The sequence below is a fragment of the Streptomyces uncialis genome (assembly GCF_001905345.1).
In the GTDB taxonomy this organism is placed as follows: Bacteria; Actinomycetota; Actinomycetes; order Streptomycetales; family Streptomycetaceae; genus Streptomyces; species Streptomyces uncialis.
In genome coordinates, this window is the sequence record NZ_LFBV01000004.1 from 476,853 (window position 1) to 496,295 (window position 19,443).

The 19,443-nt window shown below is 74.1% G+C and carries 19 protein-coding genes; 12 read left to right on the forward strand and 7 right to left on the reverse strand.

Going from position 1 to position 19,443, the window contains the following annotated elements:
* Positions 1 to 35: 35 nt before the first annotated feature.
* The 4 genes from AB852_RS19150 to AB852_RS19165 are packed head-to-tail and all read left to right on the forward strand — an operon-like array spanning position 36 to position 4,025.
* The gene (locus AB852_RS19150) at positions 36 to 995 is read left to right on the forward strand and encodes an ABC transporter permease (protein ID WP_073789917.1); all 960 of its coding nucleotides are present in this window, start codon (positions 36 to 38) and stop codon (positions 993 to 995) included.
* Positions 992 to 2,017 (forward strand): ABC transporter ATP-binding protein, encoded by a 1,026-nt coding sequence (locus AB852_RS19155; RefSeq protein ID WP_079184759.1) that lies wholly within the window; start codon positions 992 to 994, stop codon positions 2,015 to 2,017. The genes AB852_RS19150 and AB852_RS19155 overlap by 4 nt, the downstream gene beginning before the upstream one ends.
* On the forward strand, positions 2,014 to 2,862 hold the full coding sequence (locus AB852_RS19160) for an ABC transporter ATP-binding protein (RefSeq protein ID WP_143201256.1): 849 nt from the start codon (positions 2,014 to 2,016) through the stop codon (positions 2,860 to 2,862). The genes AB852_RS19155 and AB852_RS19160 overlap by 4 nt, the downstream gene beginning before the upstream one ends.
* Before the next feature lie 44 nt (positions 2,863 to 2,906).
* Complete coding sequence (locus tag AB852_RS19165; protein ID WP_178391060.1) at positions 2,907 to 4,025, forward strand: WD40 repeat domain-containing protein; 1,119 nt, start codon at positions 2,907 to 2,909, stop codon at positions 4,023 to 4,025.
* Positions 4,026 to 4,101: 76 nt separating this feature from the next.
* Here AB852_RS19165 and AB852_RS19170 read toward each other — a convergent pair whose 3' ends face one another.
* The 4 genes from AB852_RS19170 to AB852_RS19185 form a co-directional block, all read right to left on the reverse strand.
* Entirely contained in the window at positions 4,102 to 5,307 is a 1,206-nt protein-coding gene (locus tag AB852_RS19170; protein WP_073790498.1) for a cytochrome P450, read from the reverse strand.
* Positions 5,308 to 5,512: 205 nt separating this feature from the next.
* A complete protein-coding gene (locus tag AB852_RS19175; RefSeq protein WP_073790500.1) occupies positions 5,513 to 5,992 on the reverse strand; it encodes a MarR family winged helix-turn-helix transcriptional regulator in 480 nt (159 codons plus the stop codon).
* Positions 5,993 to 6,302: 310 nt separating this feature from the next.
* On the reverse strand, positions 6,303 to 6,752 hold the full coding sequence (locus AB852_RS19180) for an SRPBCC family protein (RefSeq protein ID WP_178391061.1): 450 nt from the start codon (positions 6,750 to 6,752) through the stop codon (positions 6,303 to 6,305).
* 158 nt (positions 6,753 to 6,910) lie between these two features.
* A complete protein-coding gene (locus tag AB852_RS19185) occupies positions 6,911 to 7,402 on the reverse strand; it encodes a hypothetical protein (protein WP_073789926.1) in 492 nt (163 codons plus the stop codon).
* Between the two features lie 244 nt (positions 7,403 to 7,646).
* Here AB852_RS19185 and AB852_RS19190 point away from each other — a divergent pair, with 244 nt between their 5' ends.
* A complete protein-coding gene (locus AB852_RS19190; RefSeq protein WP_073789928.1) occupies positions 7,647 to 8,396 on the forward strand; it encodes a nucleotidyltransferase domain-containing protein in 750 nt (249 codons plus the stop codon).
* Positions 8,397 to 8,510: 114 nt separating this feature from the next.
* Here the strand turns inward: AB852_RS19190 and AB852_RS19195 are convergent, their stop codons facing one another.
* Entirely contained in the window at positions 8,511 to 9,416 is a 906-nt protein-coding gene (locus AB852_RS19195) for a serine hydrolase (RefSeq protein ID WP_178391062.1), read from the reverse strand.
* The gene (locus AB852_RS19200; protein WP_245876834.1) at positions 9,416 to 10,297 is read right to left on the reverse strand and encodes a LysR family transcriptional regulator; all 882 of its coding nucleotides are present in this window, start codon (positions 10,295 to 10,297) and stop codon (positions 9,416 to 9,418) included. The genes AB852_RS19195 and AB852_RS19200 overlap by 1 nt, the downstream gene beginning before the upstream one ends.
* A 170-nt stretch (positions 10,298 to 10,467) precedes the next feature.
* Between AB852_RS19200 and bla the strand changes: the two genes are divergently transcribed.
* On the forward strand, positions 10,468 to 11,418 hold the full coding sequence (gene bla, locus AB852_RS19205) for a class A beta-lactamase (protein WP_073789935.1): 951 nt from the start codon (positions 10,468 to 10,470) through the stop codon (positions 11,416 to 11,418).
* Positions 11,419 to 11,649: 231 nt separating this feature from the next.
* Here the strand turns inward: bla and AB852_RS19210 are convergent, their stop codons facing one another.
* Entirely contained in the window at positions 11,650 to 12,357 is a 708-nt protein-coding gene (locus tag AB852_RS19210) for a hypothetical protein (protein ID WP_073789937.1), read from the reverse strand.
* A gap of 351 nt (positions 12,358 to 12,708) precedes the next feature.
* Between AB852_RS19210 and AB852_RS19215 the strand changes: the two genes are divergently transcribed.
* From AB852_RS19215 to AB852_RS19240, 6 genes are all read left to right on the forward strand, one after another.
* Positions 12,709 to 13,881, forward strand: coding sequence for a sensor histidine kinase (locus tag AB852_RS19215; RefSeq protein WP_079184763.1), 1,173 nt, complete (start codon positions 12,709 to 12,711; stop codon positions 13,879 to 13,881).
* A 24-nt stretch (positions 13,882 to 13,905) separates the two neighbouring features.
* On the forward strand, positions 13,906 to 14,583 hold the full coding sequence (locus tag AB852_RS19220) for a response regulator (protein WP_073789939.1): 678 nt from the start codon (positions 13,906 to 13,908) through the stop codon (positions 14,581 to 14,583).
* Positions 14,584 to 14,962: 379 nt separating this feature from the next.
* Complete coding sequence (cseB, locus tag AB852_RS19225) at positions 14,963 to 15,610, forward strand: two-component system response regulator CseB (RefSeq protein ID WP_245876855.1); 648 nt, start codon at positions 14,963 to 14,965, stop codon at positions 15,608 to 15,610.
* Positions 15,607 to 16,887: a sensor histidine kinase gene (locus AB852_RS19230; RefSeq protein WP_073789942.1), complete on the forward strand. Its 1,281-nt coding sequence runs from the start codon at positions 15,607 to 15,609 to the stop codon at positions 16,885 to 16,887. Before cseB ends, AB852_RS19230 begins: the two co-directional genes overlap by 4 nt.
* A gap of 118 nt (positions 16,888 to 17,005) precedes the next feature.
* On the forward strand, positions 17,006 to 17,977 hold the full coding sequence (locus AB852_RS19235) for a D-alanyl-D-alanine carboxypeptidase family protein (protein WP_079184765.1): 972 nt from the start codon (positions 17,006 to 17,008) through the stop codon (positions 17,975 to 17,977).
* Positions 17,974 to 19,113 (forward strand): endonuclease/exonuclease/phosphatase family protein, encoded by a 1,140-nt coding sequence (locus tag AB852_RS19240; protein WP_079184766.1) that lies wholly within the window; start codon positions 17,974 to 17,976, stop codon positions 19,111 to 19,113. The genes AB852_RS19235 and AB852_RS19240 overlap by 4 nt, the downstream gene beginning before the upstream one ends.
* Positions 19,114 to 19,443 lie beyond the last annotated feature (330 nt).

Genomic DNA, 19,443 nt, shown 5'->3' on the forward strand with positions numbered 1-19,443 from the left:
CCATGAACGGGACGACACCCACGGGAGAGACGACCATGGAACCCTCACTGACGACGAACGAGGAGCACCGCGCCACCGCCCGGCGCCTCCTCGGCCACGGCGACCGGGGCCGCCGCGCCCGCGCCGCCACCGCCGTACGGGCCGTCCTGCGCGACGGCCGCGGCGCGGTGGGCGCCGCACTGCTCGCCGTGTTCACCCTGGTCGCCGCCACCGCTCCCTGGCTGGCACCACAGGACCCCCGGGCCGCCGCCTCCTTCTCCGCGGACATCATGGCCGGACCCTCCGCCGGCCACTGGCTCGGCACCGACGAGAACGGGCGCGACCTGCTCTCCCAACTGATACTCGGCACCCAGGACACCATGCTCGTCGGCTTCACCGCGGCCCTCGTGTCCTCCGTCATCGGCACCGCCGTCGGTGTCGCCGCCGGATACTTCGGCGGCTGGGTCGACCGGGCCCTCGGCGTCCTCAACGACTGGTTCCTCGTACTGCCGATGATCCCGGTCACCGTGCTCGCCGCGAGCCTCCTCGGCAACCGCGCCGCGGACCTCCCGCTCGGCCGCACCAGCGTGCTCATCCTCGTCATCGGCCTCTTCGGCTGGGCGGGCACCTCCCGCATCGTCCGCGCCGAGGTCATGTCCCTCAAACGCCGTGCCTTCGTGGAACGCTCCGTCGTGCTCGGCGCCGGACGCGCCCGGGTGATCCGCACCCAGATCCTGCCCAATGTGATGCCGCTCGTCCTCGCCAACGCCGTCGTGTACGTCGCGCTCGCGGTGCTCACCGAGTCCACCCTGTCCTTCCTCGGCCTCGGGGACCCCGACCGCTTCTCCTGGGGCGGCATGCTCCAGTCCGCCCAGGACTCCGGGGCGATGGGCAGCGGGGCCTGGGGCTACTTCCTCGCCCCCGGACTCGGCATCACCCTGGTCGTCCTCGGGTTCTCCCTGCTCGGCCACGCCATCGAGAGCCGCGTCGACCCCCGCCTCAGGGAGCACCGATGAACACCGTCCCCACGAACCTCCGCCCCCCGCTGCTCACCGTGCGGGGCCTGACCGTCGCCCGCAAGGACCTGCCCACCGCCCGGATCGTGGACGGCGTCGACCTCGATCTGCGCCGCGGCGAGGCCCTCGGCCTCGCGGGCGAGTCCGGCTGCGGCAAGACCACCACCGCGCTCGCCCTCCTCGGCCTGCTCCCCGACGCCCTGGTCCGCACCGCGGGCGAACTCCTGCTCGACACCGAGCACGGACCGCGCCCCCTGCACACCCTGTCCCCACGCGGGATGCGGGCGGTGCGCTGGCGGCGCGTCTCCATGGTGTTCCAGGGCGCGATGAACGCCCTCGACCCCGTCATGCGCGTCGGCGACCAGATACGCGAGGCCATCCGGCTGCACCGCCCGGAACTCGACCGCGCCGCCGCCGACGCCCGCGTCCACGAGCTCTTCGACCAGGTCCGGCTCGACCCGGCCCGGGCCCGCTCCTACCCGCACGAGTTCTCCGGCGGACAACGCCAGCGACTGATGATCGCCCTCGCCCTGGCCTGCGGACCCGACCTGATCATCGGCGACGAACCGACCACCGCCCTGGACGTCATCACCCAGCGCCGCATCCTCGACCTGCTCGACGAACTCCGCCGGGAACTCGACCTGTCCGTCCTGCTGATCACCCACGACCTGTCCGTCCTCGCCGAGACCTGCGACCGCGTCGCCGTCATGTACGCCGGACGCGTCGTCGAGGCCGGGGACGTGGACCAGGTCTACGGCTCCCCCCAGCACCCCTACACCCAGCGGCTGCTCGCGTCGTTCCCCGCCGTCGGCGGCCCCCGCGAACTCCCCCCGCCGATCCCCGGCGCCCCGCCCGACCCCGCCGCCCCCGAACCGGGCTGCGCCTTCGCCCCGCGCTGCCACGCGGCGGTGGACCGCTGCCGCGCCGACGCCCCGACGGCCCGCGCCCACCCCCATGAGTCCCACACCGCGCGCTGCCACCTCCTGCCGTGGCCCGCCCCGGCCCCGGAGGCCGCACGATGAGCGACCAGCCCCTCTTCGCCGTCGAGGATCTCGGCGTCACCTTTCCCGCCCGCACCCGGGGCGCCGCCCCCGTCACCGCGCTCAGCGGCGTCGACCTGACCTGGGACGAGGGTGAGGTGCTGGGCCTGGTCGGGGCCTCCGGCAGCGGCAAGTCCACCCTCGGCCGGACCTTGACGGGCCTTCAGCGGCCCAGCCACGGCACGGTCCGGTTCCGCGGCCGGCCCCTGGACGGAACACCCGACCGCGCCTTCCGGCGCAGCGTCCAGATGATCTTCCAGGACCCCTATCAGTCCCTCAACCCCCGCCGGACGGTCGGTGCGCAGGTACTGGAAGGGCTGGAGATCCAGGGCATCGGCACCCCCGGCGAGGACCGTACCGCCCGCGCGGTCGCGGCCATGGAACGCTGCGGGCTGGCCCCCGCCGAACGCTACTGGCACCGCTACCCCCATGAGCTGTCCGGCGGTCAGCGCCAGCGTGTGGTGATCGCCGCCGCCGTCGCCCTCGGTCCCGAGGCGCTGATCTGCGACGAACCGGTGTCCGCCCTCGATGTCTCGGTCCGCTCCCAGGTGCTCGGACTGCTCGACGCGCTGCGCCGGCAGGAGGGCATCGGGCTGCTGTTCATCACCCATGACGTGGGCCTCGCCTGGGCCCTGTGCGACCGGGTGGCAGTCCTCCACCAGGGCCGCGTCGTCGAGTACGGCGACACCGCCGACGTCCTCGGCGCCCCCCGCCACCCGTACACCCGTGAACTCCTCGCCGCCGTCCCGAAGCCCCCATCGCCCCGGCCGGTACCCGCCGTCACGGTTGGTGGGTTGCCCAATGCGCCTACAGGGCAAGACACTTGACGCCGCATCAGTGCGCGACGACGAGAATCATGGGGGCTACCGCAGTGGTGAACGAGAATATGCTGAACGGGCTGCACCGGCTGCTGTTCCGCGTACTGCGCGTCCGTCTGCTGTGGCTGATCGTTCTCGTGCTCGCCCTGTTCGGCGTGCTCGACGTCGTCCAGGCGCTCATCACCGCCGGGGTGATCACGGTCGTCCTCGTCGCCGCCCGGTGGTCCCTGCGCAGGGCGTTCGCCCCGCGCGTCACCGCGCTCTGCCCGGTGCGCGGCGACGGGCGCACCCTGCTGGCCGTCGCCGGACCCCGGCGGCGGATACAGGTCACCGACCCGGCCACCGGCTCCGCCGTCACCGTGCTCAAGGGCCACCGGGGCTGGGTGATGGCGCTGTGCGAGGTGGACACCGGGGACCGTGTCCTGCTCGCCTCCGCGGCGAGGGACCGCACGGTAGGGCTCTGGGACCCGGAGACCGCCGCGGAGGTCGCCGTCCTCACCGGCGCGGGTATCGGGCCGTCGTCCGTGTGCCAGGTGCGCGCGCCCGGCGGGGTCCTCGTCGCCTCGGGCGCGCAGGACGGCAAACTGCGGCTGTGGCGACCCGAATCCGGTGCGCCGGTCCATGTCCTGGCCCCGGAGGCCGGTGAGGTCATGGCCGTCTGCGGGGTGCCCGTCAAGGGCGGGCACGGGGAACTCCTCGCCTCCGGCCACACCGACGGGACCGTGCGGCTGTGGGACCCCACCACCGGCGAGCCGGTCCGCACGCTCACCGGTCACGTCGGCGGCTGGCCCAACGCGCTGTGCGTGGTGCCAGGACCGAAGCGCGTCCTGCTTGCGTCGGCCGGGACCGATGAGCGGGTACGGCTGTGGAACCCCGCGACCGGGAACCAACTCCGCGCGATGAAGGACGACTTCGGATGGCTCCACGCGCTGTCCCCGGTCACGTACGGGGGCCGGACCCTGCTCGCGTCCGGGGGCGACGGGCCGGGCGTCAAGCTCTGGGACCCGGCCGACGGCAGCCTGGTGGACACCGTCGGCGGCGCCGCCTTCATCTTCGGCCCCTACGGCTGCGGCTGGGTCCGCGCGCTGTGCCAGGTCGAGGTGGCCGGTGAACCCCGGCTCGTCACCGGCGGCTACGACAAGCGGATAGGCGACTGGCCCCTCACGGCGTGACGACGGCGGTCGTGCCCGTCGTCGTCACGCCGTGGGCGGCCGGTCGGCCACGAGGTGACGGGCACCCGCCGGGGCTTCACCAGGTGACGGGCAGGGCCAGGGGGTAGCGCCAGATCGACGTCCTGTTCCACTCCACCTCCCCGGCGGGCCGCGCCAGGGTCAGCCTGGGGAACCGCCTCAGCAGCGTCCCGATCGCGATCTCGATCTCGGCCTGGGCCAGCGGCGCCCCGAGACAGTGGTGCGCGCCCCAGCCGAAGGTCATGTGCGAGGGCCCGGCCCGGCCCGTGTCCAGCTCGTCGGGCCGCTCGAACTTACGGGCGTCCCGGTTCGCCGTCAGGTACGACACATGCACGATGTCGCCCGCCCGGATCGTCACCCCGCTCAGCTCCACGTCCTCGGTGGCCACCCGGGGGATGCCGACCCCCTTGCGGAACGGGATGAGGCGCAGGAGCTCGTCGAGGGTCCGGCGCAGCTCCCCGGGCCGCTCCCGCAGCGCGGCGGCCAGCGCGGGCCGGGTCAGCAGGGTGAACGAGATGTTCCCCAGCTGGTACATCGTGGTGTCCTGCCCGGTGATCAGCAGGACCATCGCCATCACGGCCAGCTCGTCGTCGTCCAGGAGCTCGTCGCCGTCCCGGGCCGCGGCCAGCACACTGATCAGGTCGTCGCCGGGGTCCGCGCGGCGTCGTGCCGTCAACTCCGTGAAGTAGGAGCGCAGTTCCGCCTTGGCCCGGACGGCGGCGGCCCGGTTGTCGAGGCCGACGTCCATCATGGTGCGCGCGTGGGCCCGCAGTCCGGCCTGGTCGGCGGCGGGGATCTCCAGGATGTCGCAGATGGTGAGGAGCGGGAGCGGCCCGGTCAGCCGCTCCACCAGGTCCGCCGCCGCGGGCCGCCGCTCCATCCCGTCCAGCAGCTCGTCCACGGCGCTCTGGATACGGGGCCGCATCCGGGCGATCTGCCGCGGGGCGAACCCCTTGGCCACCAGCCGCCGCAACCGGCTGCTGACCGGTGGGTCCATCACATTGATCGCCTCGGCCTGGACGATCGGCTCCGGCGTCATCCGGGGGAAGTCACGGCCGATCACGGCACTGCGGCTGAACCGCCGGTCGGTGGTCACCGTCCGCACGTCGTCGTACCCGGTGACCAGCCAGGCCTCCTCCTCGCCGTAGGGCAGCCGGACCCGGGCGACGGGTTCCTCGTCCAGGAACCGCTGGAGCGTCGGGTCGAACTCCAGGGCCTCGGCATGGTCGAAGGGGCAGTGCTGCGTGCTGGAACGGGTGTGCATGAAGGGGATCTCCGGGGGTCGGTTCACATGCCGCGGCGGCGGGGCGGCGCCCTGGCCGGGAACCAGAGCGGTACCCGGCCCGCCGGCCGCGCACACAGGATCGCCGCTCCTCCCCGGAGATTCATCCTCGCGGCTCGAACGGGCGCGCCCACCCGTCCGCCGGCCGCGCCTCGCGCTCCGGCGCGCGTCGGTGGATCGGCCCAGCTCAGTGCCGTTGTGGCGGCTGCTCGGGCAGCAACTCCTTGATGGCGTCGGCCGCCTTCTGGCACATCCGTGCGAACGCCTCCCGCTCGTCGGGGTCCAGTACCGACATCGCCGCCCGCGCGTTCTCCCGGCGACCGCGCGCGTTGCGGGCGAGGAAGACATGACCGGCACGGGTCAGGGACGTCGTCTGCTCACGTCTGTCCTCGCCGAGCGCCGCCTGTACGACCAGCCCCAGATCCTTCACCACCCGCAGCGACTTGGAGACGGTCTGCCGGGACACCCCGAGCGACCCGCTGAGCAGTGAGGGGGTCATGGGGCCGCGGACGCGCAGGATCTCCAGCACGTCGTACTGCTGCCAGTTGATCGGCTTTGGGCCGCTGCCGGCGCGCCGGGCGACCAGGACGCACTGGAGCGAGGACAGCGCGTCCTCCAGACTCGGGGCGCCCCGCGCCGGGGGCGGTACGGTCTCGGGTCCGGTCACCGCGGCACTCCACTTCCGCGGGGTGCCCGGCCGCCGCACCCCCGCCTTCAATTCACTGAGGAACGCACTTTACCGCAGGCTGTTCCGATTTCGGCCAACGCCCGGCCGGTCGAACCGCATTCGGTGATTACCTCAAGGCGATTTCTTTTGGGAAATCTTATCGGCGGAGCGGGTGTCGGCCCGGGGAGTGCTGCGGCCGCCCCGCCCGGGCGCGGATCGCTTCCTGGCGGCGACCCGTGACCCGTGACCGGCGGCCGGTGGTGACCGGTCACCCGGGGCGCGCGACGGGTGAAGGGCGGCCGGTGACCGGCTACCCGGCGTCGGCCTCCGCGACATCGGCGAGCCGACGCATCGCGTCCGGTACGCCCGCCGTGAGCAGCGCTCCGAGCTCCGCACCCGCTGACGGGCCCGCGATCTGGACCCCGTGCGTGATGCGTACCCGCCCGCCGGTCTCCGCGCGCAGCCGGTGTGTGAAGCCGATGACCGTCCCGTCCGGCATCCCGGTCTCGGTACGGAAGTCCGTGGGCGGCTGCACCTCGGTGACCGCGAGGGGTGCCGGGGGCAGGTCGTGCAGATGCAGGAAGCCGCTCGCCCCGGCGCCGAAGGGCCGGTCCAGCGTCAGTTCCTTGATCTCCGGGTCCCATTCCGGCCAGCGGGCCGGGTCCTCGTAGTAGGCCCAAATGGCTTCCGCCGCCGCACTGGTGGTGATGCTGTGCTCATAATTCCACATGGCGTCCTCACGATCGAATGGTTTCTGCAAGGAAACCATATTTCGCGTGGTGGCCGTCATGGAATGCGGAATTCGGACGACTGTCCCGGGCACGGCGAAGTCGCGCGTACGCGTATGCCGCCATGCGTGGGGTTGCCCGTGCGTGGCGATGTTCCCGTGCACGGGGTGTTCCGCGTACGCGCCCCCGCTCAGCTCGCGTTGAGGACGGCGAATCCCGACTCGCCCCGCTCGAACCGCGCGAACAGCTCCGGGAGGGACGCCGGACCCGGGTGATCGATGAGCAGCACCCCTTGCTTCTCGCCGTCCGGCCCGGACGGCACGAAATCCGTCACCAGCTCACGGCGCAGCAAGGTGACCCGGTCCGCGTCGTCCGCGTCCGGGGGGAGTCCGGCCGACGGGCCGCCGGGACCACGGCCACCGGCCGGTTCGTCCGCGAGCACCTCACGGGACGCCGTGATCCTGACCGCGAGCCGGTCACCGACGCGTTCGTAGCGGGCCGCGAGGTCGAACGGCAGCAGATAGAACACCCCTTCCTCGCCCTCGTGGCCGCGGTCCAGCAGTGCCAGGGCCGTCAGTTCGCCGGGGTCCTGGGAGTCGTGGTCCAGGGCGAGCAGCACCCCGGTGTCGTCCGGGCCGAAGGGCGGAACCGCGGTGATCCACATACGCGCCGAGTCGTCCATGGCCGGGAGTCTAGGTGGTGCGAGGCACGGCGGAACCGGCCCCCGCGGGCGCCGCGGAACCGACCACCTCGCGGGCGCCGCGCGAAGGCCGCCGGTCCGTCGTCGCGGGGGCGGGTAGGGTGCCCGACATGAAGCGATGACCCCGGCACACCGGTCCGTGCGACGCCGTCCGAGCCCTACCGCTCCGGCGTCCCGCCCCCGTGCCCGCGCGCCCTTCGCCCACCGCGCCCGATCGGAATCCCCTATGACCGACGCACTCTTCCTCGACGACATCGCCGACCGCCTCGCCGCACTGACCGCCGTGCACGCCGTCGCCCTCGGCGGCTCCCGCGCCCAGGGAACCCACACCGCCGGCAGCGACTGGGACCTCGCCGTCTACTACCGGGGCCGCTTCGATCCGGCCGAACTGCGCGCCGTCGGCTGGGACGGCGAGGTCTGCGGGATCGGCGACTGGGGCGGCGGAGTCTTCAACGGCGGTGCCTGGCTCACGATCGACGGCCGCCAGGTCGATGTCCACTACCGGGACCTCGACTCCGTCGAGCACGAACTCGCCGAGGCCCGCCAGGGCCGCTTCCACTGGGAACCGCTGATGTTCCACCTCGCGGGCATCCCCAGCTATCTGGTCGTCGCCGAACTCGCCGTGAACCAGGTCCTGCGGGGCACCCTGCCCCGGCCCGGCTACCCGGCGGCGCTCCGGGAGGCGGCCCCACCGGTATGGCGGGGCCGGGCGGCCGGCACGCTCGGGTACGCGCGCGGCGCCCATGTCCCCCACGGCCGGGCCACCGAGGTCGCGGGCGCCCTGGCCACCGCCGCCGCCCAGACGGCACACGCGGTGCTGGCGGCCCGCGGCGAGTGGGTGACCAACGAGAAGCGGCTGCTGGAACGGGCGGGCCTGCGGGGCGTCGACCCGCTGGTGGCCGCGCTGCGCCCGGAACCCGGCGCCCTCGCCCGGGTCCTGGACGACGCGGAGGCGCTGTTCGACGCCGCGCGCTGAACGACGGGACGCGGTGAACGGGCGGGGTGCGGTGGGGGTGTGCCGAACGGCGGGGCGTGGTGAACGGCACCGCCCGGTCGACGGCGCCCGTACCCGTACCTCTAGCGTGGCCGCTCAGAGCTGGCGGAGGTGATCGCGCAGGGTGCGGGCGACGTGTGCCATGAGCGCGTCCGCGCCCGGCTGGGTGGCGGCCGGGACCAGTGACTCGGTGAGGGCGGCCACGGCGAACGCCTGACCGTCCGCGTGCTCGACGACACCGATCTCATGACGGAGGTTGAGCAGCGTCCCCGTCTTCGACGACCAGGTGGCCGCGTCGGAGTCGAAGTCCGGGGCGAGCCGGTGCCGGAGCACGTTGTGCGCCATCAGCCCGCGCACCCGCCCGGCCACCTCCGGATGGACCGGCGACGGTGTCCACAGGGCCTGGAGCAGCCCGACCCAGCTGCGGGCGGTACCGGTGCTGGCGCGGGTGGTGTCGAGCTGCGGGACCCGGTGGCCGCGTCCGCCGGTGCCCGAGTCGATGGCGAGGGCGTGCGCGAGATGCGCCCCGTCGGCGTCGAAGCGTTCCACGGGGGTGTCGGACAGCTCGCTCACGCTGTGCCGGACGGTGATGCCGTCCACCCCGCACTCCTGGAGCAGGGCGGTGACCCGGGCGGGCGGGGTCAGCCCGAACAGGGCGTCCGCGGCCGACCCGTCGCTCACACAGGTGCTCAGGTACAGCAGATCGTCGATCGCGATCCGCGCGGGATGACGGAAGCGGCTCAGCCCGGTGGGGCCGGGCGTGGTGATCCGGCCGGGCGGCACATCGAGCGCCGTCGCCCCGTCGAGCTCGCCGCGCCGGACGCGTTCCGCCGTCGCCAGCGCGAGCGGGACCTTGACCAGGGAGGCGGCGGGCAGCGCGACATCCGGCTCGATGCCCACCTCCTCGCCGGAGCGCAGATCCCGGACGAGCAGACAGCCGCGCAGTCCACCGTCCCGCAGTTGCCGCCGCATGTCGGCCAGCAAGCCCTCGGTACCCGTCATCACGCCGTCCCTTCCGGTACGCCGAGACAGCGGGCGATCGCGCCGTCCAGCCGGGCCTCGATCCGCTCGGGCCGGCCGTCCGCCGCCGCGGCCAGCGCGAACCCCCGGCTGACGGTGATCCCGCCGAGGGGCCGCCACCGAAGGGCGAGTTCCCCGGCCTGCGCGGGGGAGCACAGCAGCAGGTCGCCACCGCAGAGCACCTCGGCCGCGGCGGTCGTCAGATCCGGCGCCGTGACGAGCTGCGCGGGCCGCAGCCCGACCGCGTCCCGCAGCCGGGCCAGCGGATCACGGATGTGCGGTACGTCGTCCTCCGGCTGGACCCAGATCCGCCGGGCCGGACCCGGGGACGCCCGGCCGACCCGCAGTGTCTCCAGATGGACGCGGTTGACCCCCAGGTCCAGGGCACCGGCGAGCCCGAGCGGCACGGACCAGGTCGCCTCGTCCGAGGGCACCGCGAGCAGCGCGGCCCGCACCTGCTGGGCGTGGAACAGCTCCCTGCGCCGGGCCGGACCGGCCGCCCGCAGATCGAGGGTCACCCCGTGGCCGCGCGCCTCGGCGACGAGCCGGGCCAGACCGGCCGTGGAGCAGATCCCCGGCACCGCGAGCCGCCACGGCCGACGCCGGGCGGCCTCCGCCTCGTGCAGCAGCACCTCGGCCGCCCGCACCAACTGCCGGGCCACCGGCAGCATGTCGCGGCCGAACGGGGTCAGCACGGCCCCCCGCGAGGCGCGTTCGAACAGCTGCTCACCGAAGTGCTCCTCCAGGGCCGCGACCCGGCGGCTGGCCACCGACTGGGACATCCGGGACGCGGCCGCCCCGACGGTGAACCCGCCGTGATCGCTGACACTGACGAACGCGCGGCACGCTCCCACCAGATCCACGGTCCGCACTCTATGCCGGATCGGCATGGAACCGCGCGGAAGCGTATTGGACCGCATGGACCGCCGGGGGTGAGGGTGGTCCCGCGTCCCGTGACCGCCCACCGGGACGGGGCCGTCCGGCGCCCCGTCCCCCCTGCGCCCCTGCCCGGGGCACCCCGGAGGATTCGACCATGCCGCGCACCCGTGCCCGCAGCGCCGCCCTCGCCGCGCTCGCCGCACTGTCCCTCGTCCCGCTCACGGCCTGCGGCCCGGGCGGCTCCCCGCAGTCCTCGGCCCCGCCCGCCCAGCCGAACCGGACGGCACCGGCCGGCGCGAGCGACCCGGGGGCCGCCATGAAGCCGTTCGCCGACGAACTCAAGGCGCTGGAGCGGAAGTTCGACGCCCGGCTGGGTGTCCACGCCGTCGACACCGGCTCCGGACGCGAGATCGCCCACAACGACCGCGAACGGTTCCCCTACGCGTCCACGTTCAAGGCCCTCGCCGCCGGAGCCGTGCTCCGCGAGCAGTCCCCGAGCGGGATGAACCGGGTGGTCAAGTACTCCGAGGACGACCTGATCCCGCACTCCCCGGTGACGGAGAAGCACGTCCGGACCGGGATGAGCCTGAGCGCGCTGTGCGACGCGGCGGTCCGCCACAGCGACAACGCCGCCGCCAATCTGCTGTTCGACGAGCTGGACGGCCCCGAGGGCCTGGACGAGGTACTGGAGGAGGTCGGGGACGACGTCACCCGGATGGTGCGCCGTGAGCCCGAACTCAACCGCTGGGCACCGGGCGAGACCCGGGACACGAGCACGCCCCGGGCGCTCGCGGGCAGCCTGCGCGCGTTCGTCCTCGGGGACGCCCTCGGCAAGGACGACCGCGCGACGCTCACGAAGTGGCTGCGGACCAACACCACCGGCGACGCGCTCATCAGGGCCGGGGTGCCGGAGGGCTGGACGGTCGGGGACAAGACCGGCACCGGGAGCCACTACGCCACCCGCAACGACATCGCGGTGGTGTGGCCCCCCGGCGGGACCCCCATCGTCATGGCGATCATGTCGAGCCGTGACGAGAAGGACGCCGTCCACGACGACAAGCTCATCGCGGAGGCGGCGTCCGTCGTCGCCGACGCGCTGACCTGAATCCCGGCCCCCCGCCCGACGGCCTCGCCCCGGCCCGCGATACCGCCCCTGGGCCCATTGCGCCGCACGCGCCCGTAGCGCCCCGTACGAGCCGTGGCATCGCGGTACGGGCCGGTGTGCGGTACGAGCCGGCGGCGCCGTACGAGCCGGTGGCGCTGCGGCGGGACCGTCCCGCACCGGCGGCTCCCGGCCGCACCGGTCCGGCTCGTCCGCCCGGCCCGCCGGGCCCGCTCAGCGGTGACGGGAGTGCGGTGCGGCCGGTCGCGCCGATCCGGCCGGGGGCAGCGGCAGTTCGGTGTGCCTGACCGTGAACCCGCCGTCCGTGACCGGGGCGAACGGGGCGGGGGCCATGCAACTGCCCACGGGGGACGCCTTGAGCCCGCCCGTGGTGTCGGCCGCCACATTGACCACGCCCCAGCTGAACCCGAGCCGGTCCGGCTGTCCCTGCCGCCCCTGCTGCACGCTGACACCGAACCGCGTTCCCGGGTCGGTGACGTTCGACTTACGGACGGTCGCCGTCAGGGTGGCGGTGCCGCCCCCGGTCACCAGACAGTCCACATCGGCCACGGACCAGCCGGTCCGGCCGGTCGCCTTGACGTGGTGCGAGATCCGCACCGTGCCCCGGGCGTCCGTCGGCAGTCCCGGCAGTTCGACACCGGGCAGCGGCCGGGTGAAGGGCACCGCCTCGGCGTCCACGCTGAAACGGATCGTGTCGTCGGGCGAGTACACGTAGTCGATCCGCCCCGCACCCCGCACCCGCGCCACCCCGGCCTTCTCGTGTGCGGTGCCGGCCGTGGCGACGGACGGGGCCGTGGCCGGGGACGCGGCACCTCGTGCCTCGGCGGTCGACGCGGCGGCCGGCGGGCCCACGGCGGCGAACCCGGCGAGCAGCGCGGTGACGCCGACAGCGGCGAGGGTACGGGCGGTGATGACGGACATGGGGAACTCCCTTGGACGATGAGATGAGACGTGACGAGGCGGTGACGTGCCCGGAGGCGCCGGTACCCGACGGGAACCGACCCGACCCGGACCGGCAGGGACCCGGACCCGACAGGGACCCGCATAAGAACCCCGACCGGACCCGACAGGGACCTGACCGGACCCCGACCTGACCGGACCCGGACCGCCGTCCGCCGAACAGGAACCAGCCTCGCCCCTGCCCCGTCCCCCCGCCCATCCGCCGATCGGCACAGGAATTCCGTCCGGCGCGGACCGCTCTCCACCGTTCGGGTGAGGGTGTCAACAGCCTCTCCCTCGTACCCTGATGATCTCGGGTGACAGGGGGAGCCGATGACGACGAGCGTCACCACAGCCGTCCCGTGGGGCGCGACGGTCGCCACGACGGACGCGTTGGGGCACGCGCTGGCCGCCCTGCCCGCCCTGCCCGCGCTGGCGGCCACCGCGACCGTCGTCCTGGCCCTGGCGCGCCCCGCCCACCGCACCCGGCTGGCGCGCCCCCTCGCCCTCTGCGCGCTGCTCTCGCTGGCGCTGACGGCCGGTCACCCCCTGACCGGGGTGTCCGCGCCGGCCCGCGCGTGGTGGAGCCTCGTGGAGGCCGTCCCCCTGCTGCTGCTCATCGCCGCGGTGACCCGCTGGTCGCCGCCCCGCGCACGACGGGCCGCGGTGCCCCTGGCCTGCCTCGCGGTGGCCGTATGGCCCGCCGTCCTGATCGGCGGAGGACCGGTGGAACGCGCCGGGGCGGTGGTGTTCTGGCTGCTGCCCGCGCTCGTGGCGACGGCGTTCGGTGTCCACCAGCGGCGGCTCGCCCGGCGCCGGGCCGACGCGGTGGCCGCGGCCCGGCGCGACCAGCGGCTCCAGCTCTCCCGCGACCTGCACGACTTCGTGGCCCATGACATCAGCGGCATCGTCGTCCAGGCACAGGCGGCCCGCTTCGTGGCCGCGCACGATCCCGGCCAGGCGGCCCTCGCCCTGGAACGCATCGAGAAGGCGGGGCTGAACGCCCTGGCCGCGATGGACCGGACGGTGGCGATGCTGCACGACGACGGGACGACGGCACAGCCGCTCCCCGGGCTCGACCGGCTGCCCGCCCTCGTCGTCGACTTCGCCTCGCCCGGTGGGGCACGGGCCCGGCTGCGGATGCCCCCGGACCTGGCCGCCGCGCTGTCCCGGGAGGCGGGCGCGGCGGTGTACCGGGTCGTGGTCGAGGCGCTGACGAACGTCCGGCGGCACGCCCCGGCGGCCACCCGCGTGGACGTCCGGCTCACCCGCACCGCCACCACGGTCCGGCTGCGGGTGACCAACGACCGGGGCCGCACGGCACTCGCCCCGCTCCCGCGCCGGGGCACCCCCGGCGGGCTCGGTGTCCCCGCCCTGACGGAACACGTCCGCGCCCTCGGCGGCACCCTGTACGCCGGTCCGCACGGGACCGGCGGCTGGGCGCTCACCGCCGACTTCCCCGCCGCCGTGCGCGTCCCCGCCGAACCACCCCGGCCGTCCCCGTGACCCGCCGCACCCGAAGGGCCCGACATGAACGCGTCCACCACCCCCACCACCCGCATCCTGCTCGCGGACGACCAGGACGACGTCCGCAGCGGATTCCGGCTGATCCTCGACTCCCAGCCGGACATGACGGTGGTCGGTGAGGCGGCGGACGGGATCACGGCCGTCGCGCTGGCCCGCGCGCTGCGCCCCGATCTCGTCGTCGCGGACATCCGGATGCCGGGCCTGGACGGACTGGAGGTCACCCGGCGGCTCGCGGGCCCCGGCGTCACCGACCCGGTGCGCGTCCTCGTCGTCACCACCTTCGACCACGACGACCACGTCCGCACCGCCCTGCGCGACGGCGCCTGCGGCTTCCTCCTCAAACGCTCGGGACCCGGCCTGCTGATCGAGGGGGTACGGGCCGCGATGGCCGGCGATGTGCTGATCAGCCCCCAGCTGACCGTCGGACTCCTCAAGGAGCGTGCCGCCACCGCCCCGGCCCCGCCCGTGCCGCCGCCGTCCGTCCTCACGCCCCGCGAGGAGGAGATAGCCGGGCTGGTGGCGGACGGCCTCACCAACGCGGAGATCGCCACCGAGCTGTTCATCTCCGCAGGCACGGCCAAGACCCACATCGCCAACATCCAGGCGAAGCTCAAAGTGCGCAACCGGGTCGGCATCGCCGCCTGGACCTGGCAGCGCACCACGACCCCCGGCACGACCTGACCCGGCGCACGGCCTCACCGCGCGAGACCCGCCCCGTCCCCCGCCGCCACGCGCCCCCAGGACCCGGCCACGGCCCCGGTGACGACCGCCCTGTGACCGGAATCTCAGAGCCATCCGTCATCCGGCCACTTCACGATCGATACACGGTCTCCGTACGGCGGATGGGTGGCTGTCGCACAGTGGGCCCGGCGGGCCGGGCGGTCCGGCCGACAAGCCCGGCAGGGCAGGATGGAGGACCGGTGACAGGCGTCGTACGTGGGGAAGGCCCGCAGTGAGCACAGAAGCGCAGACGGACGCCGGGCACGGTGCCGAGCCGTCCGAGCGGGAGCCCGTCATCCTGCTGGTCGAGGACGACGAGGTGATCCGTACCTCGGTCTCCATGGCGCTGGAACGTTACGGCTACCGGCTGCTGTCCGCCGCCGACGGCCTCACCGGGCTGGAGATGTTCCGCGAGCACACCCCCGACCTGCTGCTGCTGGACGTGATGCTGCCCGAGCTGGACGGCATCGGCCTGTGCCGCCGGGTACGGGAGTCCAGCCAGGCCCCCATCCTGATGATGTCCGCGCGCGGTGACTCCCTGGACGTGGTGTCGGGCCTGGAGGCGGGGGCCGACGACTACGTGGTGAAGCCCGTCGACACCCCGGTCCTGGTCGCACGCATCCGCGCCCTGCTCCGCCGGACCACCTTCACCCCGGACCCCGCCGAGGAACTGTCGCCGACGGCCCCGGCCGACCGCGACAGGCTCGTCTTCGGCGACCTCACGGTGGACACCCGCGGCCTGGACGTGTTCCGGGCGGGGGAGCGGATCGCGCTCGCCCCCACGGAACTGCGGCTGCTGCTGGAGTTCGCGGCGCACCCCGGGATCGTCCTCGACCGCCAGACACTGCTGCGCAACGTCTGGGACTACGGCTGGGACGGCGACAGCCGGGTCGTCGACCTGTGTGTGCAGCGGCTGCGCCGGAAGATCGGCGCGGAACGCGTCGAGACCGTCCGCGGCTTCGGCTACAAGATGCGGCGCTCACCATGACCGGTGCAAGGCACCCGTTCGCCGGGGGACCGGGGCTGTGGAGCTGGAGATCGCTGCGGTGGAAGATCGCCGCGCTGGTGATCGCCGCGTCCTGCGGTGTCGCGCTCGCCGTCGGCGGTCTGGTGCACCAGGCCACCGCGAACCGCTTCCAGAAGGAGGCCTATGGCCGGGCCGAGTTGTCACTGGAATCCTCGGTGGCCAAATACCACAGGAACGGCGGTGTGCCGCCGGAGGGCACCGAGTACGACCAGGCGGAAATGCCGCCCGAACTGCTGAGCCGGGTGAGGAGCGAGAACGGGATCGCGTTCTGGTACGACGAGACAGAGCGCGACGGCCCGTGGCTGTGGGCCGCGCAGCCCGTCGGGGGCGGCGAGATCCTCGGCGTCACGACGCACATGGGCACCGAGGAACGGGAACTGGCGGCCCTGGACCGGACCATCATCAAGGTCTCCGGTACCACCCTCCTGGTGATCGTCCCACTGTCCGTCCTGCTCACCGAACTGCTCAGCAGACGGCTCCGCCATGTCGCACGCACCGCCCGGCGCATCGCCGACGGTGAACTCGACGCCCGCACCGGGAAGGTCGGGCACGACGGGGACGAGGTCACCGGCATCGCGGCCGCCGTCGACTCGATGGCCCAGTCCCTCCAGCAGCGGCTCCTCGACGAACAGCGGTTCACCGCAGACGTCGCCCATGAACTGCGCACCCCGCTGATGGGCCTGGTCACCTCCACCGAACTGCTGCCCGACGGCCCGGCCACCGAGCTCGTACGGGACCGGGTAAGTGTCTTGCGCGCACTGGTCGAGGACCTGCTGGAGATATCCCGGCTGGACGCGGGCGCCGAGGCGTCCGACGCGCGTTTCGTCCCCGTCGGCAGCGTCGTGGAGGCGTCGGTGACCCGTACCGGCGAGCCGGCCCTGACGACGGTCGTCGACAACCGGCAGGTCTCGACCGACCCGCGCAGGCTCGACCGCATCATCGCCAACCTGGTGCTCAACGCGCACCGCCACGGCGGCGGACGCGTCGAGGTCCGGGTGGACGGCCCGACCGTGGTGGTCCGTGACCACGGCCCCGGTTTTCCCGCCGCGCTGCTGGCGGACGGGCCGCAACGGTTCCGTACCGGCGCCTCGGAACGCGGTCACGGACACGGTCTGGGGCTGACCATCGCGGTGGGCCAGGCCCGGGTCATCGGCGCGAGCCTGGAACTCGCCAACGCCCCCGACGGCGGCGCGGTCGCCGTGCTGCGCCTGCCCGACGGGGACCGGCCGCCGGACTGATACACGGCGGACACAGGTCCGAGCGGCGACGGACGAACCGTCTCCGCGACGCGGACACAGCCCTTCCCGAGGGTGGACGACGTACGCACCACCGCGTACCCGTCCCCCGGAGGCAGCCTTGCGCGTCCAGTCCGACCCCGGTCCGTTCCCCGGCCGCCGGCCACCGGCGCGGGTCCCCGCGTCCGTGCTGTGGGGCGCGGTCGCCGCGCTGCTCCTCACCCTGCTCGGCGGCTGGGCCGTCACCACCCGGGCCGGGGCGGACCCCGCAGGGCCGGCCGCCCCCGGCCCGGCCACCGGCAGGCTGGCGCTCCCGTGGCCGATGGGCGGCCAGGCGAGCGTGGCCGACACGGGCAGCGGCAGATCCGGGAGCAGCGGTGAGCAGAAGCCGGTGCCCATCGCCAGCGTCACCAAGGTGATGACCGCGTACGTCGTCCTCACCCGCCACCCGCTGAAGCCGGGCGAGCCCGGCCCGACCGTCACGGTCGACCAGCGGGCACAGGACGAGTCGCACTCGCTCTCGGAGTCGACCGCACGCGTGGAGGCGGGCCAGCGGCTCAACCAGCGCCAGCTGCTGGAGATGCTGCTGCTGCCCTCCGGGAACAACGTCGCCCGGCTGCTCGCCCGCTGGGACTCGGGCAGCGAGCGCGCCTTCGTCACGAGGATGAACCGCGCCGCGGCGGACCTCGGGATGACCCGCACCACCTACACCGGCGCGAGCGGCTTCGAGCCGACGACCACGAGCACCTCCGACGATCAGCTCCGGCTCGCCCGCGCGGTCATGCGCGACCCGGTCTTCCGGGACGTCGTCGCCACCCGCGAGAGCACCATCGGCGGAGCCACGGGCACCGTCGCCAACACCAACCGGCTGCTCGGCATCGCGGGGATCGTGGGCGGCAAGACCGGATCGAGCACGCCCGCCGGAGGCGCCCTGATGTGGGCCGCGGAGCCGGGACGCGGCGCGCGACCGGGTCTGATCCTCGGTGTCGTCCTGCACCAGCTGCCCCACACCACCCCGGCCACGGGGATGCAGGCCGCCTTCGACGCCACCGAACGGCTCGCCGTCGCGGCCCGGCAGGGCGTCCGACGATGACCACAGGCACACCACCCCCCACCGACGCCCCCGCCCTCCCCACGAACGCCCCCGCAGCGTCCGTCCCGGCCGCCACCGGACCACCGCCCGCCCCAGGAGTCCCCGGCACACCGCCCCCCGGCGCACCCCTACCGCCCGCCGCAGGCCCCCTGCCGCCCGCTGAGGGCCCCGTACCGCCCGCCGAGGGCATCGGGGCACGCGGGGCACGGCGATGGTCCGTACGGCCGTGGAGGGGCGCCTGGCTCGCCGTCGCGGGTGCCCTCTGCGCGGCGCTGCCGTTCGCCCACCCCCTCCTCCCCAACAGCCTCGGGAACCTCGGCAGCCTGGTCGAGACCTTCCTGCCCTGGACGGTGGCCTTGCTTCTCCCGCTGACGCTGTTCGGGCTGTACCGTCGCGCCCCGCTCGTCCTGTTCGGGGTCGTGCTCGTCGCGGTGGCCTGGCCGGTCCGGTTCGGGGGCACGCTCGTCGACAAACGCGAATCGGGTGGCGAGCTGATCGTGGTCAGCCACAACGTCGGTGAGGACAACCCGGACCCCGCGGGCACCGCCCGCAGGCTCGCGGACACCGGCGCCCAGGTCATCGCCGTCCAGGAACTGGCCGCAGAGGCACGGGAGACGTTCCACCGCGCACTGCCCGCCCGCTACGCCCACCACACCGTCCACGGCGGGGTCGGCCTCTGGAGCACGTACGCGATGACCGGCGCCGAACCGGTGGAGATCATGCCGTGGCCCCGCGCACTGCGCGCCACGCTCGCCACCCCGAAGGGCCCGCTCACCGTCTTCGTGGCCCATCTGGCGTCGGTGCGGGTGTCCCCGGTCCACGGCTTCACCACGGGCCGCCGGGACGACGCGGCACGCCTGCTCGCCCGGGCCGTCACCGCCGAACGCCCGGGGCGGGTCCTGGTCGTCGGGGACCTCAACGGCACGACGGACGACCGTGCGCTGGCCCCCCTGCTGCGCGGGCTCACCTCCGCGCAGGACGTGGCGGGGGACGGGTTCGGCTTCAGCTGGCCCGCCGGATTCCCGCTGGCCCGTATCGATCACGTCCTGGCGCGGGGAATCCGGCCGCTCTCCGCGGGGACCCTGCCCGGCACCGGCAGCGACCACCTGCCCGTGACCGCCTCCTTCACGCTCTGACCCCGCTCCGTCCCGTGCGTGACGGCTGCCGCCGGGCACGAAGCCGTCCAGGAACGTCAGGCCCACCGCGAGCACGACGACGGGTCACGCAGTCCCCCGCGCCCTTGAGGTCTCCTGTGCTGGGCGAACTTGTTCCTGTGCCGTCGCTCGTGGGTTGCGCAGTTCCCCGCGCCCCTTTGGGGGCGCCCCTTCAGGCTGTCGGTCGGGTGCGGGGTCGTCGCTTGCGGAACCCCCTCCTCGCGCAGTCGCAGGACTCAGCGAAGGGGGTGGGCGGGAATCTCTGCCCGCAGACTCCGACGCCACCAGTACATCCGCTGGACGTCCGTACCG